At 43.0% G+C, this 26,402-nt stretch carries 26 protein-coding genes; 10 read left to right on the top strand and 16 right to left on the bottom strand.

The features are described from left to right. Nucleotides 1-81 precede the first annotated feature (81 nt). A complete protein-coding gene (locus AC30SF_RS08675) occupies nucleotides 82-489 on the top strand; it encodes an SRPBCC family protein (RefSeq protein WP_209364170.1) in 408 nt (135 codons plus the stop codon). Between the two features lie 93 nt (nucleotides 490-582). Further along, on the top strand, nucleotides 583-945 hold the full coding sequence (locus AC30SF_RS08680; protein WP_448757183.1) for a MarR family winged helix-turn-helix transcriptional regulator: 363 nt from the start codon (nucleotides 583-585) through the stop codon (nucleotides 943-945). Between the two features lie 228 nt (nucleotides 946-1,173). On the opposite strand, the gene udp is transcribed toward AC30SF_RS08680, so the two are convergent. Continuing rightward, a complete protein-coding gene (gene udp, locus AC30SF_RS08685) occupies nucleotides 1,174-1,932 on the bottom strand; it encodes a uridine phosphorylase (RefSeq protein WP_209364168.1) in 759 nt (252 codons plus the stop codon). Nucleotides 1,933-1,960: 28 nt separating this feature from the next. After that, on the bottom strand, nucleotides 1,961-2,413 hold the full coding sequence (gene asnC / locus AC30SF_RS08690) for a transcriptional regulator AsnC (RefSeq protein WP_005715729.1): 453 nt from the start codon (nucleotides 2,411-2,413) through the stop codon (nucleotides 1,961-1,963). Between the two features lie 171 nt (nucleotides 2,414-2,584). Here asnC and asnA point away from each other — a divergent pair, with 171 nt between their 5' ends. After that, on the top strand, nucleotides 2,585-3,577 hold the full coding sequence (asnA, locus tag AC30SF_RS08695; RefSeq protein ID WP_005715731.1) for an aspartate--ammonia ligase: 993 nt from the start codon (nucleotides 2,585-2,587) through the stop codon (nucleotides 3,575-3,577). An 80-nt stretch (nucleotides 3,578-3,657) separates the two neighbouring features. Here the strand turns inward: asnA and nrdG are convergent, their stop codons facing one another. Next, entirely contained in the window at nucleotides 3,658-4,194 is a 537-nt protein-coding gene (gene nrdG / locus AC30SF_RS08700; RefSeq protein WP_479745279.1) for an anaerobic ribonucleoside-triphosphate reductase-activating protein, read from the bottom strand. Nucleotides 4,195-4,485: 291 nt separating this feature from the next. Here nrdG and AC30SF_RS08705 point away from each other — a divergent pair, with 291 nt between their 5' ends. Then, the gene (locus tag AC30SF_RS08705) at nucleotides 4,486-4,746 is read left to right on the top strand and encodes a hypothetical protein (protein WP_489608189.1); all 261 of its coding nucleotides are present in this window, start codon (nucleotides 4,486-4,488) and stop codon (nucleotides 4,744-4,746) included. Here the strand turns inward: AC30SF_RS08705 and nrdD are convergent. The 9 genes from nrdD to gshAB all read right to left on the bottom strand — a co-directional run bounded on the left by nrdD (nucleotide 4,733) and on the right by gshAB (nucleotide 14,660). Continuing rightward, a complete protein-coding gene (gene nrdD / locus AC30SF_RS08710; protein ID WP_489608190.1) occupies nucleotides 4,733-6,859 on the bottom strand; it encodes an anaerobic ribonucleoside-triphosphate reductase in 2,127 nt (708 codons plus the stop codon). The two genes, AC30SF_RS08705 and nrdD, sit on opposite strands and share 14 nt — an antisense overlap. Before the next feature lie 235 nt (nucleotides 6,860-7,094). Next, nucleotides 7,095-7,325, bottom strand: a complete 231-nt coding sequence (gene acpP, locus AC30SF_RS08715) for an acyl carrier protein (protein WP_005544465.1) — start codon at nucleotides 7,323-7,325, stop codon at nucleotides 7,095-7,097. A gap of 268 nt (nucleotides 7,326-7,593) precedes the next feature. Then, nucleotides 7,594-8,322: a 3-oxoacyl-ACP reductase FabG gene (gene fabG / locus AC30SF_RS08720; RefSeq protein WP_111295745.1), complete on the bottom strand. Its 729-nt coding sequence runs from the start codon at nucleotides 8,320-8,322 to the stop codon at nucleotides 7,594-7,596. A gap of 21 nt (nucleotides 8,323-8,343) precedes the next feature. Beyond that, the gene (gene fabD / locus AC30SF_RS08725; RefSeq protein WP_489608191.1) at nucleotides 8,344-9,282 is read right to left on the bottom strand and encodes an ACP S-malonyltransferase; all 939 of its coding nucleotides are present in this window, start codon (nucleotides 9,280-9,282) and stop codon (nucleotides 8,344-8,346) included. A 108-nt stretch (nucleotides 9,283-9,390) separates the two neighbouring features. Continuing rightward, complete coding sequence (locus AC30SF_RS08730) at nucleotides 9,391-10,341, bottom strand: beta-ketoacyl-ACP synthase III (RefSeq protein WP_489608192.1); 951 nt, start codon at nucleotides 10,339-10,341, stop codon at nucleotides 9,391-9,393. Between the two features lie 35 nt (nucleotides 10,342-10,376). Beyond that, a complete protein-coding gene (plsX, locus tag AC30SF_RS08735; RefSeq protein WP_489608193.1) occupies nucleotides 10,377-11,411 on the bottom strand; it encodes a phosphate acyltransferase PlsX in 1,035 nt (344 codons plus the stop codon). Nucleotides 11,412-11,438: 27 nt separating this feature from the next. After that, entirely contained in the window at nucleotides 11,439-11,609 is a 171-nt protein-coding gene (rpmF, locus tag AC30SF_RS08740) for a 50S ribosomal protein L32 (protein ID WP_005544470.1), read from the bottom strand. A 16-nt stretch (nucleotides 11,610-11,625) separates the two neighbouring features. Further along, complete coding sequence (gene yceD, locus AC30SF_RS08745; protein ID WP_489608194.1) at nucleotides 11,626-12,150, bottom strand: 23S rRNA accumulation protein YceD; 525 nt, start codon at nucleotides 12,148-12,150, stop codon at nucleotides 11,626-11,628. A 236-nt stretch (nucleotides 12,151-12,386) separates the two neighbouring features. After that, the gene (gshAB, locus tag AC30SF_RS08750; protein WP_489608195.1) at nucleotides 12,387-14,660 is read right to left on the bottom strand and encodes a bifunctional glutamate--cysteine ligase GshA/glutathione synthetase GshB; all 2,274 of its coding nucleotides are present in this window, start codon (nucleotides 14,658-14,660) and stop codon (nucleotides 12,387-12,389) included. A 228-nt stretch (nucleotides 14,661-14,888) separates the two neighbouring features. On the opposite strand from gshAB, the gene AC30SF_RS08755 reads away from it, so the two are divergent. The 4 genes from AC30SF_RS08755 (at nucleotide 14,889) to AC30SF_RS08770 (ending at nucleotide 19,604) form a co-directional block, all read left to right on the top strand. Continuing rightward, nucleotides 14,889-16,496 carry a phosphoethanolamine transferase gene (locus AC30SF_RS08755; RefSeq protein ID WP_489608196.1) on the top strand — a complete coding sequence of 536 codons (1,608 nt, stop codon included), beginning with the start codon at nucleotides 14,889-14,891 and terminating at the stop codon, nucleotides 16,494-16,496. A gap of 225 nt (nucleotides 16,497-16,721) precedes the next feature. Next, nucleotides 16,722-17,303, top strand: coding sequence for an ATP-dependent Clp endopeptidase proteolytic subunit ClpP (gene clpP / locus AC30SF_RS08760; RefSeq protein ID WP_315089891.1), 582 nt, complete (start codon nucleotides 16,722-16,724; stop codon nucleotides 17,301-17,303). Nucleotides 17,304-17,312: 9 nt separating this feature from the next. Continuing rightward, nucleotides 17,313-18,557 (top strand): ATP-dependent protease ATP-binding subunit ClpX, encoded by a 1,245-nt coding sequence (clpX, locus tag AC30SF_RS08765; RefSeq protein WP_489608197.1) that lies wholly within the window; start codon nucleotides 17,313-17,315, stop codon nucleotides 18,555-18,557. Nucleotides 18,558-18,773: 216 nt separating this feature from the next. Next, nucleotides 18,774-19,604: a class II glutamine amidotransferase gene (locus AC30SF_RS08770; RefSeq protein WP_479745294.1), complete on the top strand. Its 831-nt coding sequence runs from the start codon at nucleotides 18,774-18,776 to the stop codon at nucleotides 19,602-19,604. A 41-nt stretch (nucleotides 19,605-19,645) separates the two neighbouring features. Here AC30SF_RS08770 and AC30SF_RS08775 read toward each other — a convergent pair whose 3' ends face one another. Genes AC30SF_RS08775 through AC30SF_RS08790 form a run of 4 tightly spaced genes read right to left on the bottom strand, consistent with a single transcriptional unit; the run spans nucleotide 19,646 to nucleotide 21,856 of the window. Next, on the bottom strand, nucleotides 19,646-20,224 hold the full coding sequence (locus AC30SF_RS08775; RefSeq protein ID WP_489608198.1) for a thymidine kinase: 579 nt from the start codon (nucleotides 20,222-20,224) through the stop codon (nucleotides 19,646-19,648). Between the two features lie 2 nt (nucleotides 20,225-20,226). Beyond that, nucleotides 20,227-20,460, bottom strand: coding sequence for a hypothetical protein (locus tag AC30SF_RS08780; RefSeq protein WP_489608199.1), 234 nt, complete (start codon nucleotides 20,458-20,460; stop codon nucleotides 20,227-20,229). A 46-nt stretch (nucleotides 20,461-20,506) separates the two neighbouring features. Continuing rightward, on the bottom strand, nucleotides 20,507-21,298 hold the full coding sequence (locus tag AC30SF_RS08785) for a TatD family hydrolase (protein ID WP_489608200.1): 792 nt from the start codon (nucleotides 21,296-21,298) through the stop codon (nucleotides 20,507-20,509). Nucleotides 21,299-21,343: 45 nt separating this feature from the next. Beyond that, a complete protein-coding gene (locus AC30SF_RS08790; RefSeq protein WP_109103932.1) occupies nucleotides 21,344-21,856 on the bottom strand; it encodes a peptidylprolyl isomerase in 513 nt (170 codons plus the stop codon). A gap of 99 nt (nucleotides 21,857-21,955) precedes the next feature. On the opposite strand from AC30SF_RS08790, the gene cysS reads away from it, so the two are divergent. Together cysS and AC30SF_RS08800 are read left to right on the top strand one after the other, a co-directional pair. Further along, the gene (gene cysS / locus AC30SF_RS08795; protein ID WP_489608201.1) at nucleotides 21,956-23,335 is read left to right on the top strand and encodes a cysteine--tRNA ligase; all 1,380 of its coding nucleotides are present in this window, start codon (nucleotides 21,956-21,958) and stop codon (nucleotides 23,333-23,335) included. A 301-nt stretch (nucleotides 23,336-23,636) separates the two neighbouring features. Beyond that, a complete protein-coding gene (locus tag AC30SF_RS08800; protein WP_489608202.1) occupies nucleotides 23,637-25,736 on the top strand; it encodes a TonB-dependent receptor domain-containing protein in 2,100 nt (699 codons plus the stop codon). Nucleotides 25,737-26,402 lie beyond the last annotated feature (666 nt).

Genomic DNA, 26,402 nt, shown 5'->3' on the forward strand with positions numbered 1-26,402 from the left:
CCCCTACTCCTACTAGAAATTTGTTGATAATATTATAAACCAATATATAATAAGTGCACTTATAAAAATAGGAGAGTCATCATGGAATTCAGCTTTAGTTTAAAAATTAAAACCACAAAAGAAGATGTGTGGAATTACTATGCAAATATTGAAAAATGGTATCACTGGGAAACCGATTTAAAAAATATAACACTGAACGGAAAATTCGAGACGGGTTCATATGGAACGATGGAACTTGAAGGGATGCCTCCCATGGAATATCAACTTACTCTTGTAAAACCTTTTGAAGAATTTTGGGATAAGACAGAGACACCTTTTGGAGATATCCTTTTCGGTCATCAAATAATTGATAATCATGACGGAAGTGTAAATATAAAACATACTGTAATTTTAGAAAATGAAGATGAGCAACATTTAGACTTTTTAAAACACGTTTTTTCAGACGTTCCACAGTCCATATTTATCCTAAAAAATCTCTTAGAAAAATAAGGTAATTGCTATTTGTTTATCTCGAAATATAAAGACGACTCAGAAAAATCAACCGGCTTGTTATTTATGAGGGTGTACAATAAATGGCACCTCATGATAAAAAAGGAGCTAAAGAAAATAAATCTGACACATCCTCAATTTGTTGTTCTGGCTTCTCTTGCTTATCTATCACAAAACGAGAACGAAGTTACACAAGTTATGATTTCAAAACTCTCTGAGATAGATGTCATGACGGTATCTCAGATATTGAGTTTATTAGAAAAACATCATTTTGTAGAAAGAAAAGAACACTCAAGAGATACCAGAGCAAAAGTTGTTATGTTGAAAAAAAAGGGAGAAGAAATATTAAAAACAGCTGTTCCGTTAATTGAGAAAATTGATGAGTTATTTTTTGGAAAACTAAATAGTCATGAAGAACAATTTAAACATTTTCTCGTTAAATTAAACAAAGAATAAGAAATATTTTTTGTAACCTATGGGAATATAAATTCTGATATTGCCATATTATATATTTAGTCATTTAAGTCAATTAAGATCAAACGCTGTTTCAAATGTTCTTGAATTTGCCACAGGAGCAGAAAAAAGTGGTGCGTGAAGTGATTATGGCGATGGATAAGGCGTATCGTTCAAATAAATAAATGTAGAAGATCCTCACAGATCTTCTACATAAGTAAGCCGATAAAATTACACTAACAAGCCTGCCGCTTTCACTACCACATGAATGGCGGTTTCTTCCGTGGATTGAATCGTCGCCTCATTCGGGATTTCTTGTTGGGTGCGGTTGACGATAGCGCCTGCGATCATGCCGGCACGTAAACCAAGGGCAGAGCACATGGTGAACAAGGTAGCCGATTCCATTTCGTAGTTCATCACGTTTAATTCTTGCCATTGTTTTAATGAACCTTGGAAATGACGGTAAATTTTGCCGGTGTAGGTGTCGTAACGTTCTTGTCCCGGATAGAAGGTGTCGGAAGAAGCTGTGATACCCACATGGACGGCATCGCCGACTTCTTCTTTGGCGACTTTGTAAAGGGCTTCGGTACACTCAAAGTTTGCTACCGCCGGATATTCCAATGGCGCGAAATGGCGGCTGGCACCATCGAGACGTACAGCACCGGTTGTCACTAATAAATCACCGACGTTAATGTGCGGTTGGATGGCGCCGGTTGTGCCAATACGTAAGAAAGTACGCACACCGAGTTGGGCTAATTCTTCTACCGCGATGGAAACCGATGGTCCGCCAATACCGGTGGAACATACGACTACGGCATGTTCCTCAATATAGCCGAGCCAAGAGGTAAATTCGCGGGTGGAGGCGAGGAATTTGGGGCGATCTAATAAGCGTGCAATGCGTTCCACACGCTCCGGTGCGCCCGGGACGATGGCTAATTTAGCCCCATCTAACATGGCTTTCGTTAAGCCAAGGTGAAAGACTTCTGACATAACATCCTCCTTTCTTGTTCTTTGTTTTTTACGGTTTAATATCACGCAAAATCGGGTTCTGCATGGAAATTAAGGTTTCTGTGGATTGAATCTCATCAATTAATTGAATTTTTGCCGACAAGACTAAATGCAGTTCGGCAATCGTGTGTGTCATGACTTTAATGAAGATGGAGTAATTGCCAGTGGTGTAATAGGCTTCTACTACTTCATCAATGGCTTCCAGTTTTTTGATCACTTTGTCATAATCTTTTGCCGATTTCAAAATAATGCCAATGAAACCGCAAACATCATAACCCAGTTTGCGTTCATTGATTTTCACTTTTGTCCCTTCAATAATGCCTGATTGGCGCATTTTTTCCACCCGAACATGAATTGTGCCGGGGCTAACACCAAAATTTTTCGCCATTTCTGCATAAGGGGTTCGGGCATCTTTGGTTAATACACGCAATATTTGTTGATCTAAATTGTCGATATTGTGCATAACACACTCCTTTGTTTTAAAAACTCTAAATAATTATATTATTTTTTAGATGTTATTTAAATAATAATGAAGTTTCTTTAATTCTGGCTAAATTTTGTTGCATTAATCCTAAAGAATGGGGAGAATCTACCGCATTCATGTAGAAACGTTAAATAATATAGGGTAAAAACAATGAAAAAGACATTTATTTTGCAACAACAAGAGATTAGTTTTGTAAAAAATACATTTACTCAAAACCTCATCGAGCAATTAGGCATCATCGAAGTTCAAGGCCCGATTCTTAGCCAAGTCGGTAATGGTATGCAAGATAACCTTTCCGGTATTGAAAAAGCGGTTCAAGTGCATGTAAAACAAATTCCAAATGCGGTGTTTGAAGTGGTTCACTCTTTGGCAAAATGGAAACGTCATACATTGGCTCGTTTTCATTTTAGAGAAGGCGAAGGCTTGTTTGTACACATGAAAGCGTTGCGTCCGGACGAAGATTCGTTAGATGCGACCCACTCCGTTTATGTTGACCAATGGGACTGGGAGAAAGTGATTCCGGAAGGTCGTCGTAATTTCGCCTATTTAAAAGAAACCGTGAATTCGATTTATCGTGCGATTCGCTTAACAGAATTGGCGGTGGAAGCCCGTTTTGATATTCCGTCCGTACTACCAAAACACATTACTTTCGTACACAGTGAAGACCTCGTGAAACGTTATCCAAACATGAGCGGCAAAGAACGTGAAAATGCGATTTGTAAAGAATACGGCGCCGTTTTCTTAGTCGGTATCGGCGGCAAATTGTCTGACGGCAAGCCACACGATGGACGTGCACCGGATTATGATGACTGGACAACAGAGTCAGAAAATGGCTACAAAGGCTTGAACGGAGATATCTTGGTTTGGAACGACCAGCTTGGTAAAGCCTTTGAGTTGTCTTCAATGGGCATTCGTGTAGATGAAGCAGCGTTACGTTTACAAGTGAGCTTAACCGGTGATGAAGACCGTCTCAACATGGATTGGCACCAAGAATTATTGCAAGGCAAATTGCCGTTAAGTATTGGTGGCGGTATCGGTCAATCTCGTTTGGCGATGTTGTTATTACGTAAAAAACATATCGGCGAAGTGCAATCCAGCGTTTGGCCGAAAGAAATGTTAGAAGAATATCAACATATTCTGTAATAGATGAAAAAGTGCGGTAGGTTTGAAAAACGTTTTTTAAATCCACCGCACTTTTGTTTTTCCTGCCTCTACTTTCGCCTCTAAATCTTAAATCGCTGAATAAGCCCAGCCGCTAAATAGCCGTCAGAAATGTTCGATGCGGTCTGTTTTTTTGACGCTAATCGATGAATGATTTGGTTCGCCGAGCCACGCCAAACTAAACTTGGGTCCGCCTGTTCTTGAATAAACTTGCCATCAATGAGCACATCAATGTAGGGCAACATTTGCCGTTGATATGCGTCCAACTCCTCTAATTTGTAACCTGTCCAAACCCAAATATCTTTGTCGGGACATTCCCGTTTTACCCGTTGAACCAAAGGCAACAGAGCTTCTATGTTTCTCGGATGCAAAGGGTCTCCCCCGGAAAGGGTTAGTCCTTGTCGCTTAATTCGCGTGTCTTTGAGATCCTTGAGAATTTGTTCTTCCATTTCACTACCAAAGGGCACCCCGGCGCTAAACGACCAGCTTTTTTGGTTATAGCACCCTTTGCAGCCATGGGTACAACCGCTGACAAACAGCGTACAACGCGTGCCTTCGCCGTTGACGATGTCAACAGGATAGTATTGGAGGTAGTTCATTTTTGTTTTATTTAAATCAAATGTTATTTTGTAGAAATATCGGATTTCGCCGATGGCGACTCACTTTCTTTTGCTTGCACAAAAGAAAGTAAGCAAAGAAAAGTGCACCCGGATAAGCCGCTGTTCTTCGCTTGATTGCCATTTTCTTCACGGAAATTTTCGAACTCGCTACGCTCAAACAGACGAAAATTGCCTAAAAATGGCAAGCCGCTCAGGCGTCTTATACGAGAATCCCATTTTATTTGAGCGTTGCAAAAGTGCGGTCAGGTTTTTCGTGTTTTTAACGGTATTATGTACCAAATGCACAACACGCTTGCTGAGTTTGTCGAAGCATTCGTTTTGTGTATCGGAGAAGCTGAAATGACTTACACTTCGACAAGCTCAGTGAGCGTTATTTCAGCTTTGTGTAACTACGACATAACTTCGGTTTTTAATCGAAAATCTCTCCCCAAAATGACCGCACTTTATCGTGATAATGCGCCTAAAATCCCCCTCTTTAGCAAAGAGGGGTTAGGGGAGATTTGGCAACGCCTTAAGATTACATGTGCTTAACCCGACGTTTCACCTCTTCCTGTTTCCCCGCATTAAACGGACGGGCATCCGGGCTGCCGAGGTAGCCGCAGACGCGGCGAGTAACAGAAACTTTTTCACTGTCATGGTTGCCACATTTCGGGCAGGTGAAACCTTTGCTGGTGCATTCAAATTCACCGGTGAAACCACATTCATAACATTCGTCTATTGGTGTGTTGGTGCCGTAGTAAGGCACTCGGTCGTAGCTGTAATTCCACACGTCTTCCAAGGCTTTCAAGTTATGTTGAATGTTCGGGTATTCGCCGTAGCAAATAAAACCACCGTTAGCCAATGGCGGATACACCATTTCAAAATCTAACTTATCATACGGGTTCACTTTTTTCTCAACATCCAAGTGATAGCTGTTGGTATAGTAGCCTTTGTCGGTCACGCCGTCGATAACGCCGAATTGTTTAGTGTCAAGGCGGCAGAAACGGTCGCACAGGTTTTCACTCGGCGTGGAGTATAAGCTGAAGGCATAGCCTGTTTCGGCACGCCATTGTTTAACCGCGTTGCTTAAGTGTTCTACGATAGTACGGCCTTTTTCTCGCAGCATTTCGTCATCGTAAATATGTCCTTGGTGATACAACGCATTGATGGTTTCATGAATGCCGATGTAGCCAAGGGAAATGGAGGCACGCCCATTTTTGAAGATTTGCGCCACATTATCATCTGCTTTCAAACGCACGCCACAGGCGCCTTCCATGTAGAGAATCGGCGCTACGCGGGCTTTGGTCTGTTCTAAGCGGGCAATACGAGTCATTAAGGCTTTTTTCGCCAAAGCCAAGCGTTGATCCAAAATTTCATAGAAACGTTTTTCATCGCCTTTGGCTTCAATGGCAATACGTGGCAAATTGAGGCTCACTACGCCGAGGTTGTTACGTCCGTCATGGATTTGTTCGCCATTTTCTTCGTATGCGCCCAAGAAACTGCGGCAGCCCATTGGTGCTTTAAAGGAGCCGGTGACTTTGACGACTTGATCGTAATTCAGAATATCCGGATACATCCGTTTACTGGCACATTCCAACGCAAGCTGTTTGATGTCGTAATTCGGATCGTTTGACTCTAAATTCACCCCTTTACGTTGAGTAAAGACCAGTTTCGGGAATACCGGTGTTTTGTGGTTTTTGCCTAAACCGCGAATCCGATTTTGTAAAATGGATTTTTGAATTAAACGAGCTTGCCACGTTGTGCCTAAGCCAAAACCAAAGGTAACAAACGGTGTTTGTCCATTGGCAGTATGCAGCGTGTTTACTTCATATTCCAAAGACTGGAAGGCATCGAAACATTCTTTTTCAATCAAGGCTTGCGCATATCCTTGCGCATCTGGAATATGCCATTGTTCCGCGTTTTTCAGGTGTTTTTCATAGCTTAACTGCACATAAGGCGAAAGGACTTCATCAATACGGTTAATGGTGGTGCCGCCGTAAATATGGCTGGCCACTTGAGCAATGATTTGGGCAGTGACAGCGGTTGCGGTACAGATCGATTTTGGCGGTTCGATTTCTGCATTTCCCATTTTAAAACCATGGGTCAACATGCCTTTTAAATCGACTAACATACAGTTAAACATCGGGAAGAAAGGTGAATAATCCAAATCATGATAGTGAATTTCACCTTTTTCATGCGCTTCGACGACATCGCGCGGCAAAATGTAACGTTTAGCATAATGTTTCGCCACGATACCGGCCAATAAATCCCGTTGTGTTGGGATCACTTTGGCGTCTTTATTGGCATTTTCATTGAGTAACTCCACATTACTTTGTTCAATCAGGCCCTCAATTTCTTTGGTTAATTGACTGCGTTTTTCACGTGCCATATCACGTTCGTGGCGGTATTCAATATAAGCGCGCGCAATTTGCGGGTATTGGCTGGCCATCAGGTGATTTTCGACAATCTTTTGAATGTGGCTAATGTCAATTTCTTGTTGATGATGCGCAAAAATGTCATTGCTGACTTTTTGTGCAATATCATGACAAAAACGTTCATCTTGAATACCCACCGCTTGGGCTGCCTTTTTAATGGCATTAATAATGCGTTGAATTTCAAACCCGATGCGTGAACCATCACGCTTAATGACGAAAAATGTACCCATGTATGCCACCTATAGTGTGTGATTAAAGTTGGCAATACTATATATAGCTATTTCTAACTATTCAACACACAATATGTAGTGTTTTTATAAGAGAATGAGGAAGGTTTGTATAACAGAATAAGGTTAGTCTTTGGATTTATTGAGAAATTTTGTGATGGCGGTGTGATGTTGTGATTTTCTTTTGATAAAAAAAAATTTAGGCGGTTATTAAACCGCCTAAATTGAGAATCAGAAATTATTGATTGTTTTGAACGTAATCAATTGCTGATTGAACAGTTGTGATTTTTTCAGCTTCTTCATCTGGAATTTCGATATCGAATTCTTCTTCTAAAGCCATCACCAATTCAACAGTATCTAAAGAATCCGCACCTAAATCTTCAACGAAAGACGCTTCAGGTTTTACATCTTCTTCTTTCACGCCTAATTGTTCAACGATGATTTTTTTTACGCGTTCTTCAATGCTCATTTGTTTCTTCCTATGTTTAAGTTTACGCTCATTGCGATAAGTTAAGTAGTGTATGTATTTACAAAACATTTCGCAAGATTTCTTGTTAGAGGTCAAACCTCAAAAAAGAGTTCCGAATTTTTGCAACCACATACAGTTTAAAATAGTTATGTCTTTCACAGACATTGAATGACGTAACCAAGTGACAGTTGCGGGGTGGATTCTAACATTAAGCAAATTAATTTGCACGCATTTATCCAATTTATCCGCAACCTCCACTTGCTACCCATTAGCTCATGTACATGCCACCGTTAACGTGCAACGTTGTACCGTTAATATAAGACGCATCCTCAGAAGCCAAAAATGCCACGGCTTTAGCGATATCTTTCGGCTCACCTAAACGGCCTGCCGGGATTTGAGTTAATAAGTTATTTTTTAACTCTTCACTTAATACGTCTGTCATATCGGTAGCAATAAAGCCTGGTGCCACAACGTTTACCGTAATACCACGAGATGCCACTTCTTTTGCCAAGGCTTTACTGAAACCAATGAGACCGGCTTTTGCCGCACAATAATTTGTCTGACCGGCATTCCCCATGGAGCCCACGACAGAACCAATGTTGATAATACGCCCGAAACGTTTTTTCATCATGGTGCGAAGCATCGCTTTAGAAAGATGATAAACAGAACTTAAGTTGGTTTGCAAAATATCGAACCATTCTTCATCTTTCATGCGCATTAACAAATTATCACGGGTAATACCGGCGTTATTCACCAAAATATCAATGTCGCCAAATTCTTGTTTGATCTGTTCCAATACCGCATCAATGGAAGCTTGATCCGCAACATTTAATACCAATCCTTTGCCTTTCTCACCTAAATAGGCAGAAATACTTTCAGCGCCTTTCTCTGACGTCGCCGTACCAATAACAAAAGCGCCTTTTGATACTAATTCTTCGGCTACCGCACGCCCAATACCACGGGTTGCACCTGTGACTAATGCAATTTTACCTTGCATAACTTTCTCTCCTTTTCACTACTATGCTAATACTTCTTCGACGGAATCGAGGGATTTCACATTATTTACAGAAACCGCTTGTAAGGAATCCACGATTCGTTTCGCTAACCCGTTTAACACTTTACCCGGACCCACTTCCACTAACACTTCGACGCCGTTTTGTGCCATTTTCTCTACGGTTTCTGTCCAACGTACCGGGCTATAAAGTTGGCGAACCAAAGCATTACGAATCGCAACGGCATCGGTTTCAGCTTTGACATCCACATTATTTAACACCGCAACTACCGGCGCTTTCAACGTAATACTTTCTAATGAAACAGATAATTGATCCGCAGCCGGTTTCATTAAAGCACAGTGTGAAGGCACACTCACTGCTAACGGTAATGCACGTTTAGCACCGGCTTCTTTACATAATGCAGCCGCGCGCTCTACTGCGGCTTTCGCACCAGCAATCACCACTTGTCCTGGTGAATTGAAGTTCACGGCCGAAACCACTTCGCCTTGCTCTGCTTGTTTGCAGGCATTAATAATGGCGTCATTGTCTAAACCAATGATCGCGTACATCGCCCCAGTACCTTCCGGTACAGCTTGTTGCATAAGCTTACCGCGCAATTCCACTAATTTAACCGCATCTTGGAAATCTAACACACCGGCACACACCAACGCGGAATATTCGCCCAAGCTATGACCAGCCATCACTTCCGGTTTTAATGCCGGATATTTTTGTTGCCATACACGATAAACGGCCACAGACGCCGTTAACAACGCTGGCTGCGTTTGCCATGTTTTGTTTAATTCTTCCGACGGGCCTTCCTGCACTAATTGCCACAAATCATATCCCAATACTTCTGAAGCTTGTTTAAAAGTTTCTTGTACAATTGGGTAGTCGCCGGCTAATTCCGCTAACATTCCCACCGTTTGCGAACCTTGTCCTGGGAAAACCATTGCAAATTTTTTCATGTGTCTTACCTATACTAAAAAATAAATCAATTTATTCCAATATGCGTTACAGTCGAAAAGTGCGGTCAAAAATAACCGCACTTTTTTTCACGAATGATAACAGATTATCTAAAATCTCACTAAAGCCGAACCCCAAGTCCAACCACCACCAAACGCTTCCAAAAGAAGCAATTGACCGCGTTGAATACGTCCGTCACGCACTGCTTCATCCAATGCAACCGGCACGGTTGCCGCGCTATTATTGGCATAACGATCCAACGTTACCACCACTTGCGACATATCCATGTCTAATTTTTTAGCCGTAGCGGCAATAATACGTAAATTCGCTTGGTGAGGCACCAACCAATCAATGTCTTTTTTATCTAAATTATTGGCGACAAGGGTTTCTTCCACCACATTCGACAGTTCACGCACAGCCAATTTAAAGGTTTCATTGCCTTGCATTTCGATATAGCCGGATTTTGCCACGCCACGCTCAGGCTGAGGAAGTAACAATGCGGCATTTTTATCTGCTGAGGCGTGTAAATGGGTAGAAATGATCCCTTCTTGTTCCGATGCTTCCAAAATAACCGCACCTGCACCATCACCAAATAACACGACAGTGCTGCGGTCTGTTTCATCTAACTTACGGGAATTTAAATCAGAACCGATCACGAGCGCCTTTTTCACTTTACCGGTACGAATAAATTGGTCGGCGACACCTAACGCATACACAAAGCCGGTACAAGCTGCCGCTAAATCAAACGCAATAGCATCGTCAATCTCTAACATCCCTTGAATTTGGCAAGCTGCACTTGGATAAGCGTGAGAGTTGCTGGTTGTCGCCACTAAAATAAGATCAATTTCCTGTGGATTGATGTTTGCCGCTTCAATGGCTTTTTGGGCCGCTTCAAATCCCATGGTAGAGACGGTTTCATCCGGTGCTGCAATGCGACGTTCACGAATACCGGAACGGGTAACAATCCACTCATCTGAAGTATCTACCATTTTTTCTAAATCGGCATTGGTGCGAATATGCTGCGGTAAATAGCTACCTGTCGATAAAATTTTGCTAAACATAGTCATCTCGTTAAAAATAATAGCGAGGGAACTCACTACTTCATTGATATTTCATTTTTATTTAGGCCCGCCAAAATTTTTTGCGGAATTTGACGTTGGGCTTGTAATGCCGCATCGGCAATCGCATAAGCAAATGCCTCTATATTTGCACTTCCGTGACTTTTCACCACAACAGAGGTCAAACCGATAAGCGATGCGCCATTATATTGATCAGGGTTGATTTGCTTTAATCGTTGGTATTTATCTTTGAAAAGATATTTAATTAAATACTCAAAAACGTGACTTAATATACTCTTTTTCTTATCACTTTTCAGTAGAGAAATCACGTTCTTTGCCGCGCCTTCCAAGGTTTTCAGCGCAACATTGCCGGCAAAGCCATCTGTCACAATCACATCCGCCTTGCCATTGAGTAAAAAATTGCCTTCAAGGAATCCAATGTAATTAAGTGCGGTGTCTTTTTTCAGTAAATCTGCCGCATCCCGGATAGATTTGTATCCTTTCACCGCTTCAATACCAATATTCAATAACGCAATGCGTGGATAAACTAAATTCAAGGTATTTTCTGCAAAAATGGCACCCATCAAGGCAAATTGATGCAAGTTTTCGGCATCGCACTCAACATTCGCCCCAAGATCCAACATGATCGAACGCTCACCTGTCACCGTTGGAATCGTAGAAATCAGTGCCGGACGGTGGATACCTTCTAGAGGTTGCAACAAGATTTTCGATAAGCCCATTAAAGCTGCTGTATCACCCGCACTCACACAGCCCTGCGCATCCCCTTTTTGTACTGCTTCAATTGCCAACCGCATAGAGGTCTCTTTGCTATGACGCAAGGCGTAGGAAATACCCTGACGACTATCAATCACTCGAGTACAATGAACAATGTCACAACGTTGACGAATACTGTTGGGAGCAGAAGATAAAAGCGGAAGAATTTGTTGGCGATCGCCAAACAATAAGAGAAAAAGCGTTGGATCTCGCTCCAAGGCTAAAATGGATGCAGGGATAGTAATACGGGGACCAATGTCCCCGCCCATCGCATCTAACGCAAGGGTTAGACGACTCAAGTGATTACCTTAATGTAATTGAGATAATTACTTGTTAATCACTTTACGACCACGATAGTAACCGTCAGCGGTCACATGGTGACGCAAATGAGTTTCACCACTTGCTTTATCAACGGATACTGCAGCAGTTGTTAACGCATCGTGAGAACGACGCATATCACGACGTGAACGGGATTTTTTATTTTGTTGAACAGCCATTGGCTATACTCCTAAATTATTTTTGCTTTAAATTAGCTAATACAGCGAACGGGTTCGGTTTTTTTGCCAATTCTTCCGGCAATTCGCCAAAAACCTGTTCAGCCACGGACACTTCACAGTGTTCAGATGAATGCATTGGCACAATCGGCAGACTTAAAATTAATTCATCTTCAATTGTTCCAAGTAAATCTATTTCACCGAATTCATTGAATTCAATTGGCTCATAGATTTCCGGCAATACATCAATTTGATCCAAATTAGCCACCGGACTGTAACAAAACTCACAATCAACGGTTTGAACAAAAGGTTCACCACAACGCTGACAATGTAACTCAACATCAACGTTAGCATGACCTTTCATGACAACCAATTTTTGCGGATCAACAAAGAACGATAATGTAACCTGTGCATCGCTGAGCACTTTACTGACCGATTCGGCAAGGCGACTTAATTGATTGGCAGAGTAATAACCCTGATAATCCAATCTTCGTTGCGCATCCTTTACCGGATCGACAGTGAGGGGTAGTTTTACCTTTTGCATAGGGCGTGAATATTACCCTCAGAAAATGAAATAGTCAAAGGAAATCTTGCATTCCACGTACACCACTCGCCTTACGTTATCCATGATTTTACGCAATCACGTTCTTCGTAATTTTATCGTAGAAGTGCGGTGGATTTTTTAATTGTTTTTGATTCTCCAAAACATCGTCAAAAACGACCGCACTTCAAGCAAACAAAAAGGCGAATCCTCCGATTCGCCTTTGCGTTCTTGGAATATTATTTCAACTCCGGAAAGAGCATTTTCAGTACGTTTTGCGTCACCCGACGGGATTGTCCTGCGTACGGGAAGATGTGCATCATCATCATTGGATTAAAGTTAGCTTCAATGACACCCCAAGATTGCAGGCTTGGCTCGGCCGGTTTGGTTAAATCGGGAATGATTAAATCCACGCCACACACGGCGGCGCCCATGGCTTTGGTGATACCGACCGCCAAAGCTTTGTAGCTTGGGTGCATTTGTTCGGTCATGTCAATGGAATCGCCACCGGTACTGATGTTGGAATTGGCGCGCAACTGCACCAGCTGATCTTTCGCCGGCACGCTGTCCACGGTTAAGCCTTGCTCTTTTAACTGTAACTGTTCAATATCGCCCAAGGCAATTTTCTTCAATGGCGTGCGGCTACCATCACCACGCAACGGATGATCGTTTTTCTGCGCCACCAATTCAGCCACCGTATGCACACCGTCGCCAATCACATTCGCTGGCACGCGCAACAACACGGCAAGGGTTTCATCACCTAGCACGAAGAAACGGTATTCCGTGCCGGTGAGGTAATCTTCTACCATCACTTCTTTGTCTTCGCGGAAAGCAATTTCAATAGCTTTGGCAAAATCCTCGCGATCATGCACGCCCTGTTGAAAAATGCTGATACCCAAACCGTAATTGGTGGATTTCGGTTTAATCACCACAGCACGCCCTACGAATAAAGCATAATTGGCCACGGCTTGTTCTACGCTGGTAAATTCTACGCTTTGCGGTACATTAAAACCGGCTTTCGCCAACACTTTTTTGGTCACCACTTTATTTTCCATGATGAGCGGTGAAATATAACTGTCATGGGAAGTCATGTTGCCGTTTTTGACATATTCCAAGTGGTCGCCAAATTGCAGACTTAAAAACTGATCCCGCTCATCCAAAATCTCGAGTTTCAGCCCTTTTTGGATGGCATCAAACATCAGGGCTTGGGTGGAAAGCTCCATGTTGTCGAAAGCTGACAACGCATAAAAACGTTCAAAGGCTTGTTTTTTGTAACGAATCGCCAGTTCCGCGCCCAGTTTTTGATAACCGTCATGGGCTTCGATGGCATTGACTAAGCGCGCACCAAGCGTTTGGTTTGGATCAGCAAACTGCACCAGTTTCTCTTTGACGATCTCGGTCATCTCTGCGTCGGCGTGAATTTCCGCCAACATCGCCAATAATTGCTGTAAAACACGTTCGCCTTCTGCTTGGAAAGCCGTTGCCGACAGCGGATTTTCCCACGCCACTTGGGCTAATTTTTCTTTGCCTAATTCTACCGCACTTGCTAAGGATTCTTCATCCAGCCACGCCATTAGCAAAATAAAATAATGCACGAATTTAGCATCATTTAAGGCGATACCATAAGCCACAAACGGGTTTAGGTCGAACAGACGGAATTCCAAATATTGAATGCCGTTTTGTAGCAATTCGCGCGCCTGTTTCGCACCACGTAAACGTACGTTGGAATAAAATTCTTTTTCGGCAATAAGCTGTCCACTACTCACCGCGTGTTCTAAGGTTTTCACATAATCGTTCAGGCTGTCATAAGACACTTTGACACTGGGGTCATTCACATAACCATATTGGCCAGAACGTAAACTACGGACATATTGCCCCGCTTTTAACGGCGTACCGTGGCGAAAATAATTGGCGTCAACTGTCGGGGTCGCCGCTAATAAATAGACTAGGATCCATTGATAACGCAAGAAATTACGGGCAATTTTCAAATATAAATCGTTCTGAAAATCCACCGCACTTTGGTAGTCATTTTGTCGCGCAAATAGCTGTTGAATAAACGCCGGCTCAAGCTGGAAGTTGTAGTGAATACCACTCACCATTTGCTTGCTTTTACCGTAGGATTTCACTAAATGCTCGCGGTACGCCACATCGACCGGATTGTCCAGTTGTGCCACTTTAATTTGATCTTCCGGTGGCAACCCGGCGGGCATACTCAACGGAAAGACATATTCGTCTTCCGGCAAAGAACGTAACACCACTTCGTGAATGGCAGATAACCAACGCAACGTATCTTCAATTTTTTTATTTGGCGGGGTAATTAATTCCAGTTGGCTTTCGGCAAAATCGGTTTGAATGTAAGGATGATAAGAACGATTACCGAAGCATTTTGGATGCTCCGTCACCACAATCGCTCCGTCTGCGTGTACACGTTGGCTTTCTTTTTCAATGCCAAATGACCCTTGTTGGAACAACAGCTCCAAGCGATTTTCTTTTATAACCTGTTGAATATTCATAAAATTTCCTTTTAGCTAAACGAGGAATCATACTGTTTAGGCATGCCTACTTGCATAAACTTCTTAAAAAATCACCACATTATTAAAATTAATAGGCGTAAATGCAAATAAAAAAACTATCTTCCTCATAAGCGATAGTTATAACCCAATGTATTACAATGAAAACTTCATTTTTAAGCACAAAGGGACTAAAATTTAGCCCTAATAAACACATAATCGGTAAACCAGATGTCTCAAACACAAAAATCCCACATTTTCTATCAGCCTTTTACTTTTGCTTTATTGTTATGCATTTTTGCCTTTCTTTCTCATGTTGCATTGGGCATTTTAGATCATTATCTCACGCATACATTCAGCATTTTGGCATTAGGATTATTGCTTTTCACTTTAAAAAAACACAGCAATACATTATTTCTTATTACGCTGACATTCATTTTTATTATTGCTTTAGGTTACACCCCATCCGGCCTATTATATGGCCCGGCATCCATTGGGATTATTGCCTCCGTCTATGAAACCAACTTTAGCGAAACATTAGGCTTCTTTCGCGCAATGCCATTATCCATTTATTTTTTTACTTTCTTTTATCTTCTTTTATTTATTGTTTTATTATTTATCAACCGCCATATCACACCAAGTAAAAATCATAAATCGGCATATTATCTTATTTATTTTATTCTTCTTGCATTTGCTTTATATCAACCTATTTCAAAAGAAATCACCAATACGGACAAAGAAAAAGAATTTAGCATAGCGGACTTTTTTAAAGCCTCGGATTTTTACCCTGTTAGTTTTCTTGCAAATACACTTAAAGTAAATAATACCTATTTAACCCAACGGAATCTTTTAAATGAGGCATTAACCAAAACACCGGAATGGCACATTCTTTCCGTTGAGCCAAAATATCAAAACTATGTCTTAGTGATTGGCGAAAGCATGCGTCGGGATTACACCTCTTTATATGGCTACCCACAAAAAACCACGCCGTTTTTGGAACAAGTGAACGGTTTGATTTTCAATTTATATGTGGCTGCCGGCCCAAATACGCAACCGTCTTTGCAACGCACGCTGTATCGTTCCATTAACAACAATGAAGAGACGGTTTACACCGATAACATTATCTCGCTCGCCAAACTTGCCCATTACAAAACTTATTGGCTGTCTAACCAAGGCAAAGTCGGCGAATGGGACACCATGGCATCGCGTATCGGTATTCAAGCAGATGAATATTTCTTTACCAAAAAAGGCGGGTATGATTCGGACAATATTGCCGATACGGCGTTATTAGCGCCGTTGAAACAACTTTTGGCGAAAGATAAAGATCAAACCAAATTAATCGTTTTACATTTAATTGGTTCGCACCCGACCTTTTGCGCCCATTTAAATGGTGAAGAACCCAAATTCCATTTAATTAGCCGAGAAATGTCGTGTTATTTAGATACCTTAAAACAAACGGACAGCTTATTGTCTGAGGTGAATCAAATTCTCAAAGATCAAGGCCAAAGCTATTCGGTCATTTATTTCTCGGATCACGGGTTGGCGCATTTAGGCGCAGGCAAAAATCTGTCTATGCTAAATAACAAAGAATACAAACAAAGTTATGCGGTGCCTTTTGTTCGTTTTTCCAGTGACGACACCAAAAGAACCCTCGTTAAAAACCCGCAAAGCGCTTTTAATTTTATTCACGGCTTTGCCCAATGGTTAGGCATTAAAGAAAGTCATTTAAGCCAGGAAGATTTTTTCAATCCGAAACCGCAGCCGATCAAAGTCTTTAACTGGCGAGCCTTGGTGGACTATCAGTCGTTAAAAGAGGATCCGGCAAAACAAGAACCGTAATAACAGGTTCCAACGCCTAAAAGTGCGGTCATTTTTTCAAACGAATGACCGCATTTTTATTTTTGCCGGAATAGTCATTCAGCAAACCCAATTTTTCAGGTAAAATAGCCCCCGTTTTTTATGAAATAAATTTGTTTTTGCGGCGCCATTGGCTCGTCCAATATCAAAAAACTCCGTTTTTTCTGACCGCACTTTTCACCCTATCCTGACTAAATTGAGGAACATATGAGTGTAATTCCTATGGTCGTTGACCAAACTTCCCGCGGCGAACGTGCCTATGACATTTATTCCCGCTTACTGAAAGATCGCGTGATTTTCCTAAGCGGTGAAGTGGAAGACAACATGGCCAATCTGATTGTGGCACAATTGCTTTTCTTAGAATCAGAAGATCCCGATAAAGACATCAATTTATACATCAACTCACCGGGAGGTTCCGTCACTGCCGGTATGGCAATTTACGACACCATGCAATTCATCAAACCGGATGTACGCACCTTGTGCGTTGGACAAGCCTGTTCCATGGGTGCCTTTTTACTCGCTGGCGGCGCAGCGGGCAAACGTGGTGCCTTGCCACATGCTCGTGTGATGATTCACCAACCGTTAGGCGGTTTCCGCGGACAAGCATCGGATATTCAAATTCATGCCCAAGAGATTTTAAAAATTAAAGGCACGTTAAACGAACGCCTGGCATTCCACACCGGACAACCCATTGAAACCATCGAGAAAGACACTGATCGCGACAACTTTATGTCTGCAGAAGAAGCCAAAAACTACGGCTTAATCGATGAAGTGTTTACCAAACGTTAAGAGATAAACATGGCAAAAGATAAAGAATTACATTGTTCTTTCTGTGGCAAAGAACAAGACGAAGTCAATAAACTCATCGCCGGCACCTCCGGTTACATTTGTAATGAATGTATCGAATTGTGTCACGATATGTTGCTCAACGAAGAGCATGGCGAAGAAGCCGAAAGCGAAGACGCAGAAGCGCAAAAAGAGCAGGAATTACCCACACCGCACAAAATCCGCGCCCATTTAGACGATTATGTTATCGGCCAAGATTACGCGAAAAAAGTGTTGGCGGTGGCGGTGTATAACCACTACAAACGTCTGCGCACTAAACATCAAACCAATGATGTGGAATTGGGTAAAAGTAATATTTTACTTATCGGCCCGACCGGTAGCGGTAAAACCCTGTTGGCAGAGACCATGGCGCGTATGTTAAACGTACCTTTCGCCATGGCAGATGCCACCACCTTGACAGAAGCTGGTTATGTGGGCGAAGACGTGGAAAACGTGTTACAAAAATTACTGCAAAATTGTGATTACGACATCGAACGTGCGGAACAAGGCATTATTTATATCGATGAAATCGACAAAATCACCCGCAAATCGGAGAATCCATCCATCACCCGTGATGTTTCCGGTGAAGGCGTACAACAAGCCTTGTTAAAACTCATTGAGGGCACGGTTGCGTCTATTCCACCGCAAGGCGGACGCAAACACCCACAACAGGAAATGTTGCGCATCGACACCTCCAAAATTCTGTTTATTTGTGGTGGTGCCTTTGCCGGCTTGGATAAAGTCATTGAAAAACGTACCAGCGTCGCCACAGCGATTGGTTTCGGCGCCGAAATTAAGAGCGAAAAAGATAAAGCCACGTTGACGGATTTATTCAAACAGGTAGAACCGGATGATTTAATGAAATACGGCTTGATCCCTGAATTTATCGGACGTTTACCGGTGGTTGCGCCGTTAAGCGAATTAGATGAAGAAGCCCTTGTGCGTATTCTGACCGAACCGAAAAATGCCTTGTGTAAACAATATCAAGCGTTATTTGGGTTGGAAGATGTGAAACTGGAATTCACCCAAGAGGCCTTAGTCGCCATGGCGAAAAAAGCCCTCGCCCGCAAAACCGGCGCTCGCGGCTTACGCTCTATTATTGAAAGCGTTTTACTCGACACCATGTACGACTTACCTTCGTTAGACGGCTTGAAAAAAGTGGTGGTTAACGAGCAAACCATTAATGACGGCAAGGCGCCTGAACTTATCTACGCCTAATTTCCTTTCTCAAAACATTACGGACACTTTTGTTTCAGCATCAGTGTCCGTTTTATATGACAGATTCGTGCATACCGTGACTCTTTTTTCTCATAGAGAACGGTTATCAAGCCAAACATTTTGTTCTAAGAACAGCCTGTGGTTTAAGTTGAATTTTGCCGGATTATCGTGTTAAATCGCCATAAGTTTTATGGTTATTAAGAAATTAGGTCAAGTATGTGTCAACTATTAGGAATGAATTGCAACACACCGACAGATATTGTGTTTTCCTTTGAAGGTTTCCGCCATCGTGCCGGTTTAACCGATTCTCACTCAGACGGTTTCGGGATTGCTTTTTTTGAAGGCAAAGGCGTGCGCGTATTTCGTGACAATAAACCGGGGCACAGCTCCCCCATTGCCGACTGTGTAAAACAATATAACATTAAGTCACTTAACGTGATTGCCCACATTCGAAAAGCGACGCAAGGTGATGTCAACATCGAAAATACCCACCCTTTTATGCGTGAAATTTGGGGTGAAAATTGGGTATTCGCGCACAATGGCAATTTGGTGAATTTGCCCGTAACCGAAACAATTTTTTACCAACCGATTGGCACCACCGATTCTGAAACAGCGTTCTGTTATATGTTAGAACAGCTCAAAACACGCTTTAAACACAAACCCAGTGAAGAAGAAATTTTTGAGGCAATTCAACGGATCAGCAATGATCTTGCACGCTACGGCACATTAAATTTTATGCTGTCGAACGGCGAATGGATGATTGTGCGTTGCTCAACAAACTTACATTACATCACCCGTCAAGCCCCTTTCGGTAAGGCACAACGGGTCGATGATGGCGGTGTCATCGACTTCAACGACTACACCAAAGAAGGAGATAAAGTCACGATTATCACGACCGTTCCACTGACAAAAGATGAAGTTTGGACAAAAATGGACAACGGTGGATTTGTGTTTTTCAAAAATGGCGATAAAGTCTGGGAAGTTCTCGGCACGCCAAACGCCGCTCCGATTGATGACGGCACCTTAGGCAAAGCCGGTATCGCTTAATCCCTCGCCATCCCCAAAGTGCGGTCAATATTCACCGCACTTTATTCCGCCATGCGTTCTTTGTAATGTAATCGACACACCGACAAATAGCTGTCGTTACCGCCAATTTGGATTTGATCCCCTTGTTTGACAACGTCGCCTTGTTCATTGAGACGCAAGACAAAATTGGCTTTACGTCCGCAATAGCAAATAGTCTTAAGTTCTTCCAACTGATCCGCCCATGCCAGCAAATAGCGACTGCCTTCAAAAAGCTCCGCTTGGAAGTCCGTGCGCAAGCCATAGCACAACACCGGAATGTTCAATTTATCCACCACATCGCTTAGTTGATACACCTGCGCTTTCGTTAAAAACTGCGCTTCATCCACTAAAATACAATGCAACGGTGCTTTCGCTAAATGTTGTTGAATTTCTGCGAATAAATCCGTGTCCGGTGCGAAGGTGTTCGCTTGCTCGCTGATCCCGATGCGGGAAGTCACGCGACCTATGCCGAAACGATCATCAATCGCCGCCGTATAAACCAGCGTGTTCATGTTGCGTTCACGGTAGTTATAGGAAGATTGCAGCAAAGTTGTCGATTTTCCTGCATTCATAGTGGAATAATAAAAATACAGCTTAGCCATGATTATTTAAGCACCCATTTCCAAAAATAATAGCAAATAAAACCGGTGAACGGCGGTAACGAGGCAAGCATGAAAACGCCGATCGTGGTTCGTCCGCCAGCCATCTGCCCAACCTCCGTTAAGAAATCAATAAGCGCATTTGTCGGTGTGGTGAATACGAAAAAGCCGATAATCGCTAACATAACAACACAACCGATACCGGCGGCACGCATTGCTCTAAATTTAATCTCGTCCATAGTCTTCCCTTATAGATAAAAGAAATAAACACTCATTTTTAATGCTTCACGCAAATTTACTGAGGCTATTTTGCCAAATTGTCTCGGCAATCATCTCCGGCGCTTCGCGTCTTAATTCACACAACACCTTAAAAACCTGTTGCACTCTTTCCGGGCGATTCGGTTGACCTTGAAAACCGAATACCGGCATATCAGGCGAATCCGTTTCCAACAGCAAGGCATCAAGTGGCAATTTCGCAATGGTTTGACGGGTTTTATTAGCACGCTCATAGGTAATCGTGCCGCCGACACCAATAGAATAGCCCAAATCCACAAAACGTTTTGCCTGATCGTAGCTGCCTGCAAAACCATGTACAACACCACGTTTCGGCACCTCAATGCGTTTGAGAAAAGAGAACAGCTGATCGTGCGACTTGCGGGAATGCATGTTTACCGGCAAATCGTGCTTTTTCGCCAAATGCAGTTGCGCTTCAAAAAAATCGCATTGCTTGCGCCATAGTTCATCGGTTAATAATTCCGGTACGGCACGTTCCAAACCGATTTCCGCCACGGCAGTGCAATTTGGCGAACGCGTTGCTAACGCCTGTTCCAATAAATCCAAATCCTGCGCTTGGTGTTCTTTGATATACAAGGGATGTAGCCCCAAGCCGTAATACAAGCGTTCAGGATAAAGTGCGGTCATTTTTTCAATCGTTTTAAAATCCCGCTGTAACACGGCGACGATCAAGATCTTTTGCACGCCAGCTGCACGCGCATTTTGCATAAGCTGAACCAACGGCTCACCGGTGAACTGCTGTAAATAATCGAGATGAGTATGGGTGTCGAAAAAGGAATACATATTAATCTAAAAAAAATCAGGCAACTCAATGAGTTGCCCATAGTCTTATTCGTCAACGGTGACAGAGGTAATCACCACATCTTCGTTTGGGACGTCTTGGTGGAAACCTTTGTTGCCGGTTTTCACACCTTTGATTTTGTCCACCACATCCATGCCTTCAACGACTTCACCGAATACCGCATAGCCCCACTCTTGTACCACTTCTTTGCCAAACATTTCTTTTGAACGGTAATCCAAGAAGGTGTTATCCGCCACGTTAATGAAGAATTGCGCCGTTGCCGAATGCGGATCAGAAGTACGCGCCATGGCGATGGTGCCGCGCTTGTTGCTTAAACGGTTGTTGGCTTCGTTTTTAATCGGTGCGTTAGTCGCTTTCTCGCGCATACCGCTTTCCATGCCGCCGCCTTGAATCATAAAACCGTCAATCACGCGGTGGAAAATTGTGTTATCATAAAACCCGTTTTTACAATAAGTTAAGAAGTTTTCTGCCGTTACCGGTGCTTTCTCATGATTTAAGGCAATTTTAATGTCGCCGAAATTAGTGTGTAGTGTAATCATTGTGCTTTTCCTATACGAATTAAAGAGCGTCATTATTCCATAATCCGCCCCAAATCGCCATAAAGTGCGGTGCGTTTTCAAAAAGATTTGGATCCCAATATGTTAAAACTTTTCAATACTCTTACTCGCGAAAAAGAAATTTTTAAACCGATTCATGCAGGCAAAATCGGCATGTATGTTTGCGGCGTGACCGTTTACGATCTCTGCCATATCGGACATGGACGTACGTTTGTGTGTTTTGATGTTGTCGCACGTTACTTACGCTATTTAGGCTACGAGTTGACCTATGTGCGCAACATCACTGACGTGGACGATAAAATCATTAAACGCGCCTTAGAAAACAAAGAAACCTGCGATCAACTCGTCGATCGCATGGTCGTGGAAATGTATAAAGATTTTGACGCTTTGAACATTTTGCGTCCGGATTTTGAGCCCCGCGCGACACACCACATTCCTGAAATTATTGCCCTTGTTGAAAAACTGATTCAACGCGGACATGCTTATGTGGCAGATAACGGCGATGTGATGTTTGATGTGGAAAGCTTCAAAGAATACGGTAAATTATCCCGCCAAGATTTAGAACAATTACAAGCAGGCGCGCGTATTGAAATCAATGAAATCAAGAAAAATCCAATGGATTTCGTGTTGTGGAAAATGTCCAAACCAAACGAACCAAGTTGGGATTCCCCTTGGGGCAAAGGCCGTCCGGGCTGGCACATTGAATGTTCCGCCATGAACAGCAAACAACTTGGCGAACATTTTGACATTCACGGTGGCGGTTCTGATCTGATGTTCCCACACCACGAAAACGAAATCGCTCAATCTTGTTGCGCCCACGGTAACCAGTATGTGAACTACTGGCTACATTCCGGCATGATCATGGTAGATAAAGAAAAAATGTCGAAATCCCTCGGCAACTTCTTCACGATTCGCGATGTATTAAGCCACTACGATGCGGAAAGCGTACGTTACTTCCTACTCAGTGCCCACTACCGCAGCCAATTAAATTACAGCGAAGAAAACCTCAATCTCGCCCATGGCGCATTAGAACGCCTCTACACCGCATTGCGCGGCACCGATAAAAGTGCGGTGGCTTTTGGCGGTGAAAATTTTGTGGACGCCTTCCGTGAGGCAATGGACGATGATTTCAATACGCCAAATGCCCTTTCTGTACTATTTGAAATGGCACGCGAATTGAACAAACTGAAAACCGAAGACATGGCCAAAGCCAACGGACTTGCAGCTCGTTTACGCGAACTTGCCGGCATTCTCGGTTTGCTTCAGCTTGATCCGGAACAATTTCTACAAGCCGGTTCCGATGACGACGAAGTCGCCAAAATCGAAGGACTTATCAAACAACGCAACGAAGCCCGCGCTGCCAAAGACTGGCCGGCTGCTGATGCGGCACGCAACGCCTTAACCCAAATGGGCATTGTGTTAGAAGACGGCCCGAACGGCACCACTTGGCGAAAACAATAAGTCGATAAGTAAAAAACAAAAAGGAAAGTGAATCACTCACTTTCCTTTTTTTGTTTATCCATTTCAAATATACTCCACTTGCACAATTTCCAGATTCAACTCATCTTTTGACGCAATCAAAAACCGAATGCACATAGCCAACCTCAAAAGCAGATAAAGTGCGGTCAAAAAACGTTGTGTTTTCTTATGTTGTCTATTTTATATATGAGAATATTAATAAGAATTATTTGCATATAATAAGTGAATACGTTAAATTTCTTCGCAATAAATTTTATCTTTTATTAACCTACAAGGAGCATTTATGCGCAAACATTTTTCATTGCTTCCTCTTGCAATGTTAGTTACCACCACGGTTTATGCGGATAACTTAGACGTGATTAACGTGGTATCTGAAAACACCGGTGCCAAAAGTAAAACCAATGTGATTACAACAGAATCCATTAATCGCAGCACGGAAACCGAATTAAAAGGTTTGTTAAAAGACGAACCGGCGATTAACTTCGGTGGCGGTCGCGGCACATCACAATGGTTTACCATTCGTGGGATGGGGCAAGATCAAGTGGATGTAAAAGTGGATGATGCTTATACTGATGCTCAACTTTTCCACCATCAAGGTCGTTTCATCTTTGATCCGGCACTATTGAAGAAAGTCAGCGTACAAAAAGGGACTGGGTCAGCCAGTGCCGGCATTGGTGCAACCAGCGGAGCTATCGTGGCAGAAACCGTGAGCGCAAAAGATCTTCTGAAAGACGGTCAAGACATTGGTTTTAAGGTAAATGCAGGTGTGAGCTCAAACAAAGGTTGGAGCAAAGGTGCAACCGTTTATTCACGCGCCCAAGCGATGGATGCGTTAATTTCCGGCAATTGGGTAAATGAAAGCGACTATAAAGGCGGTCATCATTTCCGTAATTTAGAGGGCGGTACAAAAGTTCAAAACAGTGCATTACATCAACGCGGGTTGCTTGCCAAAGTTGGAGTTGATATTACTGAAGATCAACGCGTTGAATTAAGCCACCGTCAAGAGCGTCATTACGGCGTTCGCGCACTTCGTGAAGAATTTGACTTTTCACAGGATTGGCTAACGGCAAATGGGCGAAATGGCACTCCACCGGCACTCACAAAAGAACAGCGTGCAAACGGCTATACGTTAAACCAAGAAGGGAATATTTGGTATGTTTTAGATCGCAATGGCAACAAAATTCCGAATACGGAAAATAACGCCCCTCGCTATCGCATCACCACGAACGATACCAGCAAAATTGAATGGACCGGCAAAAACATGGGCTTGATTAGCAATGCTAAGGCTAATGTATGGCGCAGTGTAATTAGCCGTGAAGAGCCGAGTGAACGTTCCAGAATCCGTTTAATTGCCAATGGCGCTAACGTAAACTTGGATTCACCTATCGGTGAATCTCACTTAATCAAATACGGTGTCAATTACCGCGACCAAGAAGGTAAACCGAATTCTCTTACCGTACAAAACGGCATCCAAATGAAGACTCAAAAGAAACGTGAAGTCGGTGTTTACACAGAGGGCATTTGGGGCTTAGGCGCATTCACCTTAACCACCGGTTTGCGTTACGATCACTTCAATTTCCGTGCCATGGACGGTTCAAAATCCAAGAAAGGCAGTGTGAATCCAAGCGTTGGTTTGATTTATGAAGTCACCAATGATCTTAGTTTAAATACCAGCTTAAACTATGCTACCCGTAGCCCGCGTTTCCACGAAATCATGCTTTCTTCAGGCGCTAGCCGGGGAGGCACGGCCGTGTATTCCATCGCCAACAACATCAAACCGGAAAAATCTCGCAATGCGGAAGTGGGTTTCAACTATAAATTCTCAGATAGCCTTTCCTTAAATGGTAGCTATTTCTGGCAAACCGTTCAGGACACGCACGCCTTTACGCAAATCAGACAGGGTTATTATGAAATCCAAAATGCCGGCAAATTAAGAAATCACGGTTACGAGTTAGGCACCGCCTATAAATATGAAGGCTTAACCTTGCGTGCCGGCGTGGCTTACAGCAAACCGGAATTGGACGGCAGAACCGTGGACAACACTGTCACGGCGATTCCAATCGGTCGCACTTGGACCACTGGCGCCTCTTACCGTTTCGAACAACCTGACGTAGAAATCGGCTGGAAAGGTCGCTTTGTACAACATACCAGCTACGATTCCACCACCAACAACCGTGGCGGCGGAGCAACCACCACCAAACGTCCGGGCTATGGCGTGAACGATTTCTATGTGACTTGGAAACCGGTTAAAAACGTAAACATTAACTTGGCGTTAAACAATGCGTTCAACAAATACTATAGCAGCCACAGCCAACGCGCGGGCGTATCCACCTTGCCTGAGCCGGGTCGCGATGTTCGTTTAAGTGTAAACTACACGTTCTAGACCTGAAAAGTGCGGTGAGATTTTACCGTGTTTTTTCCATTCATCATGAAGGATTAAGTTCAGTAGGGCTTAATCCTTTTCATTATAGCCAACCAACATCTGGCTATAAAAACCTATGCGATGCGTAATTCACGATTTCGTGCGTAGCGTGCCACGAATGATTTTCCTCACGAGCGTTTTTATTCGTGCAACAAGTTGCACGCTACGAGGAGCGTGATTTCATATTGTAGCGTGCATCTTGATGCACGAACCGAACCATACATAGAACGTTATTTAACCCTTTCGAGCATTCACGATTTCGTGCGTAGCGTGCTACGAATGATTTTCCTCACGAGCGTTTTTATTCGTGCAACAAGTTGCACGCTACGGGGAGCGTGATTTCATATTGTAGCGTGCATCTTGATGCACGAACCGAACCATACATAGAACGTTATTTAACCCTTTCGAGCATTCATGATTTCGTGCGTAGCGTGCCACGAATGATTTTCCTCACGAGCATTTTTATTCGTGCAACAAGTTGCACGCTACGGGGGCGTGATTTCATATTGTAGCGTGCATCTTGATGCACGAATGATTTTCCTCACGAGTGTTTTTATTCGTGTAACACGTTGTCGCTACGATTCTAAAAAGTGCGGTGAGATTTTACCGTGTTTTTTCAATTAAATA

It is taken from the genome of Aggregatibacter valvarum (assembly GCF_980468985.1).

Bases quoted from the DNA above. Each gene is read 5' to 3' on its own strand.
- fabD (WP_489608191.1), bottom strand. From the start codon at position 9,282: ATGAAAAAATTTGCAATGGTTTTCCCAGGACAAGGTTCGCAAACGGTG.
- AC30SF_RS08800 (WP_489608202.1), top strand. From the start codon at position 23,637: ATGCGCAAACATTTTTCATTGCTTCCTCTTGCAATGTTAGTTACCACC.
- asnA (WP_005715731.1), top strand. From the start codon at position 2,585: ATGAAAAAGACATTTATTTTGCAACAACAAGAGATTAGTTTTGTAAAA.
- acpP (WP_005544465.1), bottom strand. From the start codon at position 7,325: ATGAGCATTGAAGAACGCGTAAAAAAAATCATCGTTGAACAATTAGGC.
- clpP (WP_315089891.1), top strand. From the start codon at position 16,722: ATGAGTGTAATTCCTATGGTCGTTGACCAAACTTCCCGCGGCGAACGT.
- cysS (WP_489608201.1), top strand. From the start codon at position 21,956: ATGTTAAAACTTTTCAATACTCTTACTCGCGAAAAAGAAATTTTTAAA.
- AC30SF_RS08770 (WP_479745294.1), top strand. From the start codon at position 18,774: ATGTGTCAACTATTAGGAATGAATTGCAACACACCGACAGATATTGTG.
- nrdD (WP_489608190.1), bottom strand. From the start codon at position 6,859: ATGGGTACATTTTTCGTCATTAAGCGTGATGGTTCACGCATCGGGTTT.
- gshAB (WP_489608195.1), bottom strand. From the start codon at position 14,660: ATGAATATTCAACAGGTTATAAAAGAAAATCGCTTGGAGCTGTTGTTC.
- nrdG (WP_479745279.1), bottom strand. From the start codon at position 4,194: ATGAACTACCTCCAATACTATCCTGTTGACATCGTCAACGGCGAAGGC.
- AC30SF_RS08680 (WP_448757183.1), top strand. From the start codon at position 583: ATGATAAAAAAGGAGCTAAAGAAAATAAATCTGACACATCCTCAATTT.
- udp (WP_209364168.1), bottom strand. From the start codon at position 1,932: ATGTCAGAAGTCTTTCACCTTGGCTTAACGAAAGCCATGTTAGATGGG.
- AC30SF_RS08780 (WP_489608199.1), bottom strand. From the start codon at position 20,460: ATGGACGAGATTAAATTTAGAGCAATGCGTGCCGCCGGTATCGGTTGT.
- AC30SF_RS08755 (WP_489608196.1), top strand. From the start codon at position 14,889: ATGTCTCAAACACAAAAATCCCACATTTTCTATCAGCCTTTTACTTTT.
- AC30SF_RS08775 (WP_489608198.1), bottom strand. From the start codon at position 20,224: ATGGCTAAGCTGTATTTTTATTATTCCACTATGAATGCAGGAAAATCG.
- fabG (WP_111295745.1), bottom strand. From the start codon at position 8,322: ATGCAAGGTAAAATTGCATTAGTCACAGGTGCAACCCGTGGTATTGGG.
- AC30SF_RS08675 (WP_209364170.1), top strand. From the start codon at position 82: ATGGAATTCAGCTTTAGTTTAAAAATTAAAACCACAAAAGAAGATGTG.
- AC30SF_RS08730 (WP_489608192.1), bottom strand. From the start codon at position 10,341: ATGTTTAGCAAAATTTTATCGACAGGTAGCTATTTACCGCAGCATATT.
- clpX (WP_489608197.1), top strand. From the start codon at position 17,313: ATGGCAAAAGATAAAGAATTACATTGTTCTTTCTGTGGCAAAGAACAA.
- AC30SF_RS08705 (WP_489608189.1), top strand. From the start codon at position 4,486: ATGTACCAAATGCACAACACGCTTGCTGAGTTTGTCGAAGCATTCGTT.
- AC30SF_RS08785 (WP_489608200.1), bottom strand. From the start codon at position 21,298: ATGTATTCCTTTTTCGACACCCATACTCATCTCGATTATTTACAGCAG.
- yceD (WP_489608194.1), bottom strand. From the start codon at position 12,150: ATGCAAAAGGTAAAACTACCCCTCACTGTCGATCCGGTAAAGGATGCG.
- AC30SF_RS08790 (WP_109103932.1), bottom strand. From the start codon at position 21,856: ATGATTACACTACACACTAATTTCGGCGACATTAAAATTGCCTTAAAT.
- rpmF (WP_005544470.1), bottom strand. From the start codon at position 11,609: ATGGCTGTTCAACAAAATAAAAAATCCCGTTCACGTCGTGATATGCGT.
- asnC (WP_005715729.1), bottom strand. From the start codon at position 2,413: ATGCACAATATCGACAATTTAGATCAACAAATATTGCGTGTATTAACC.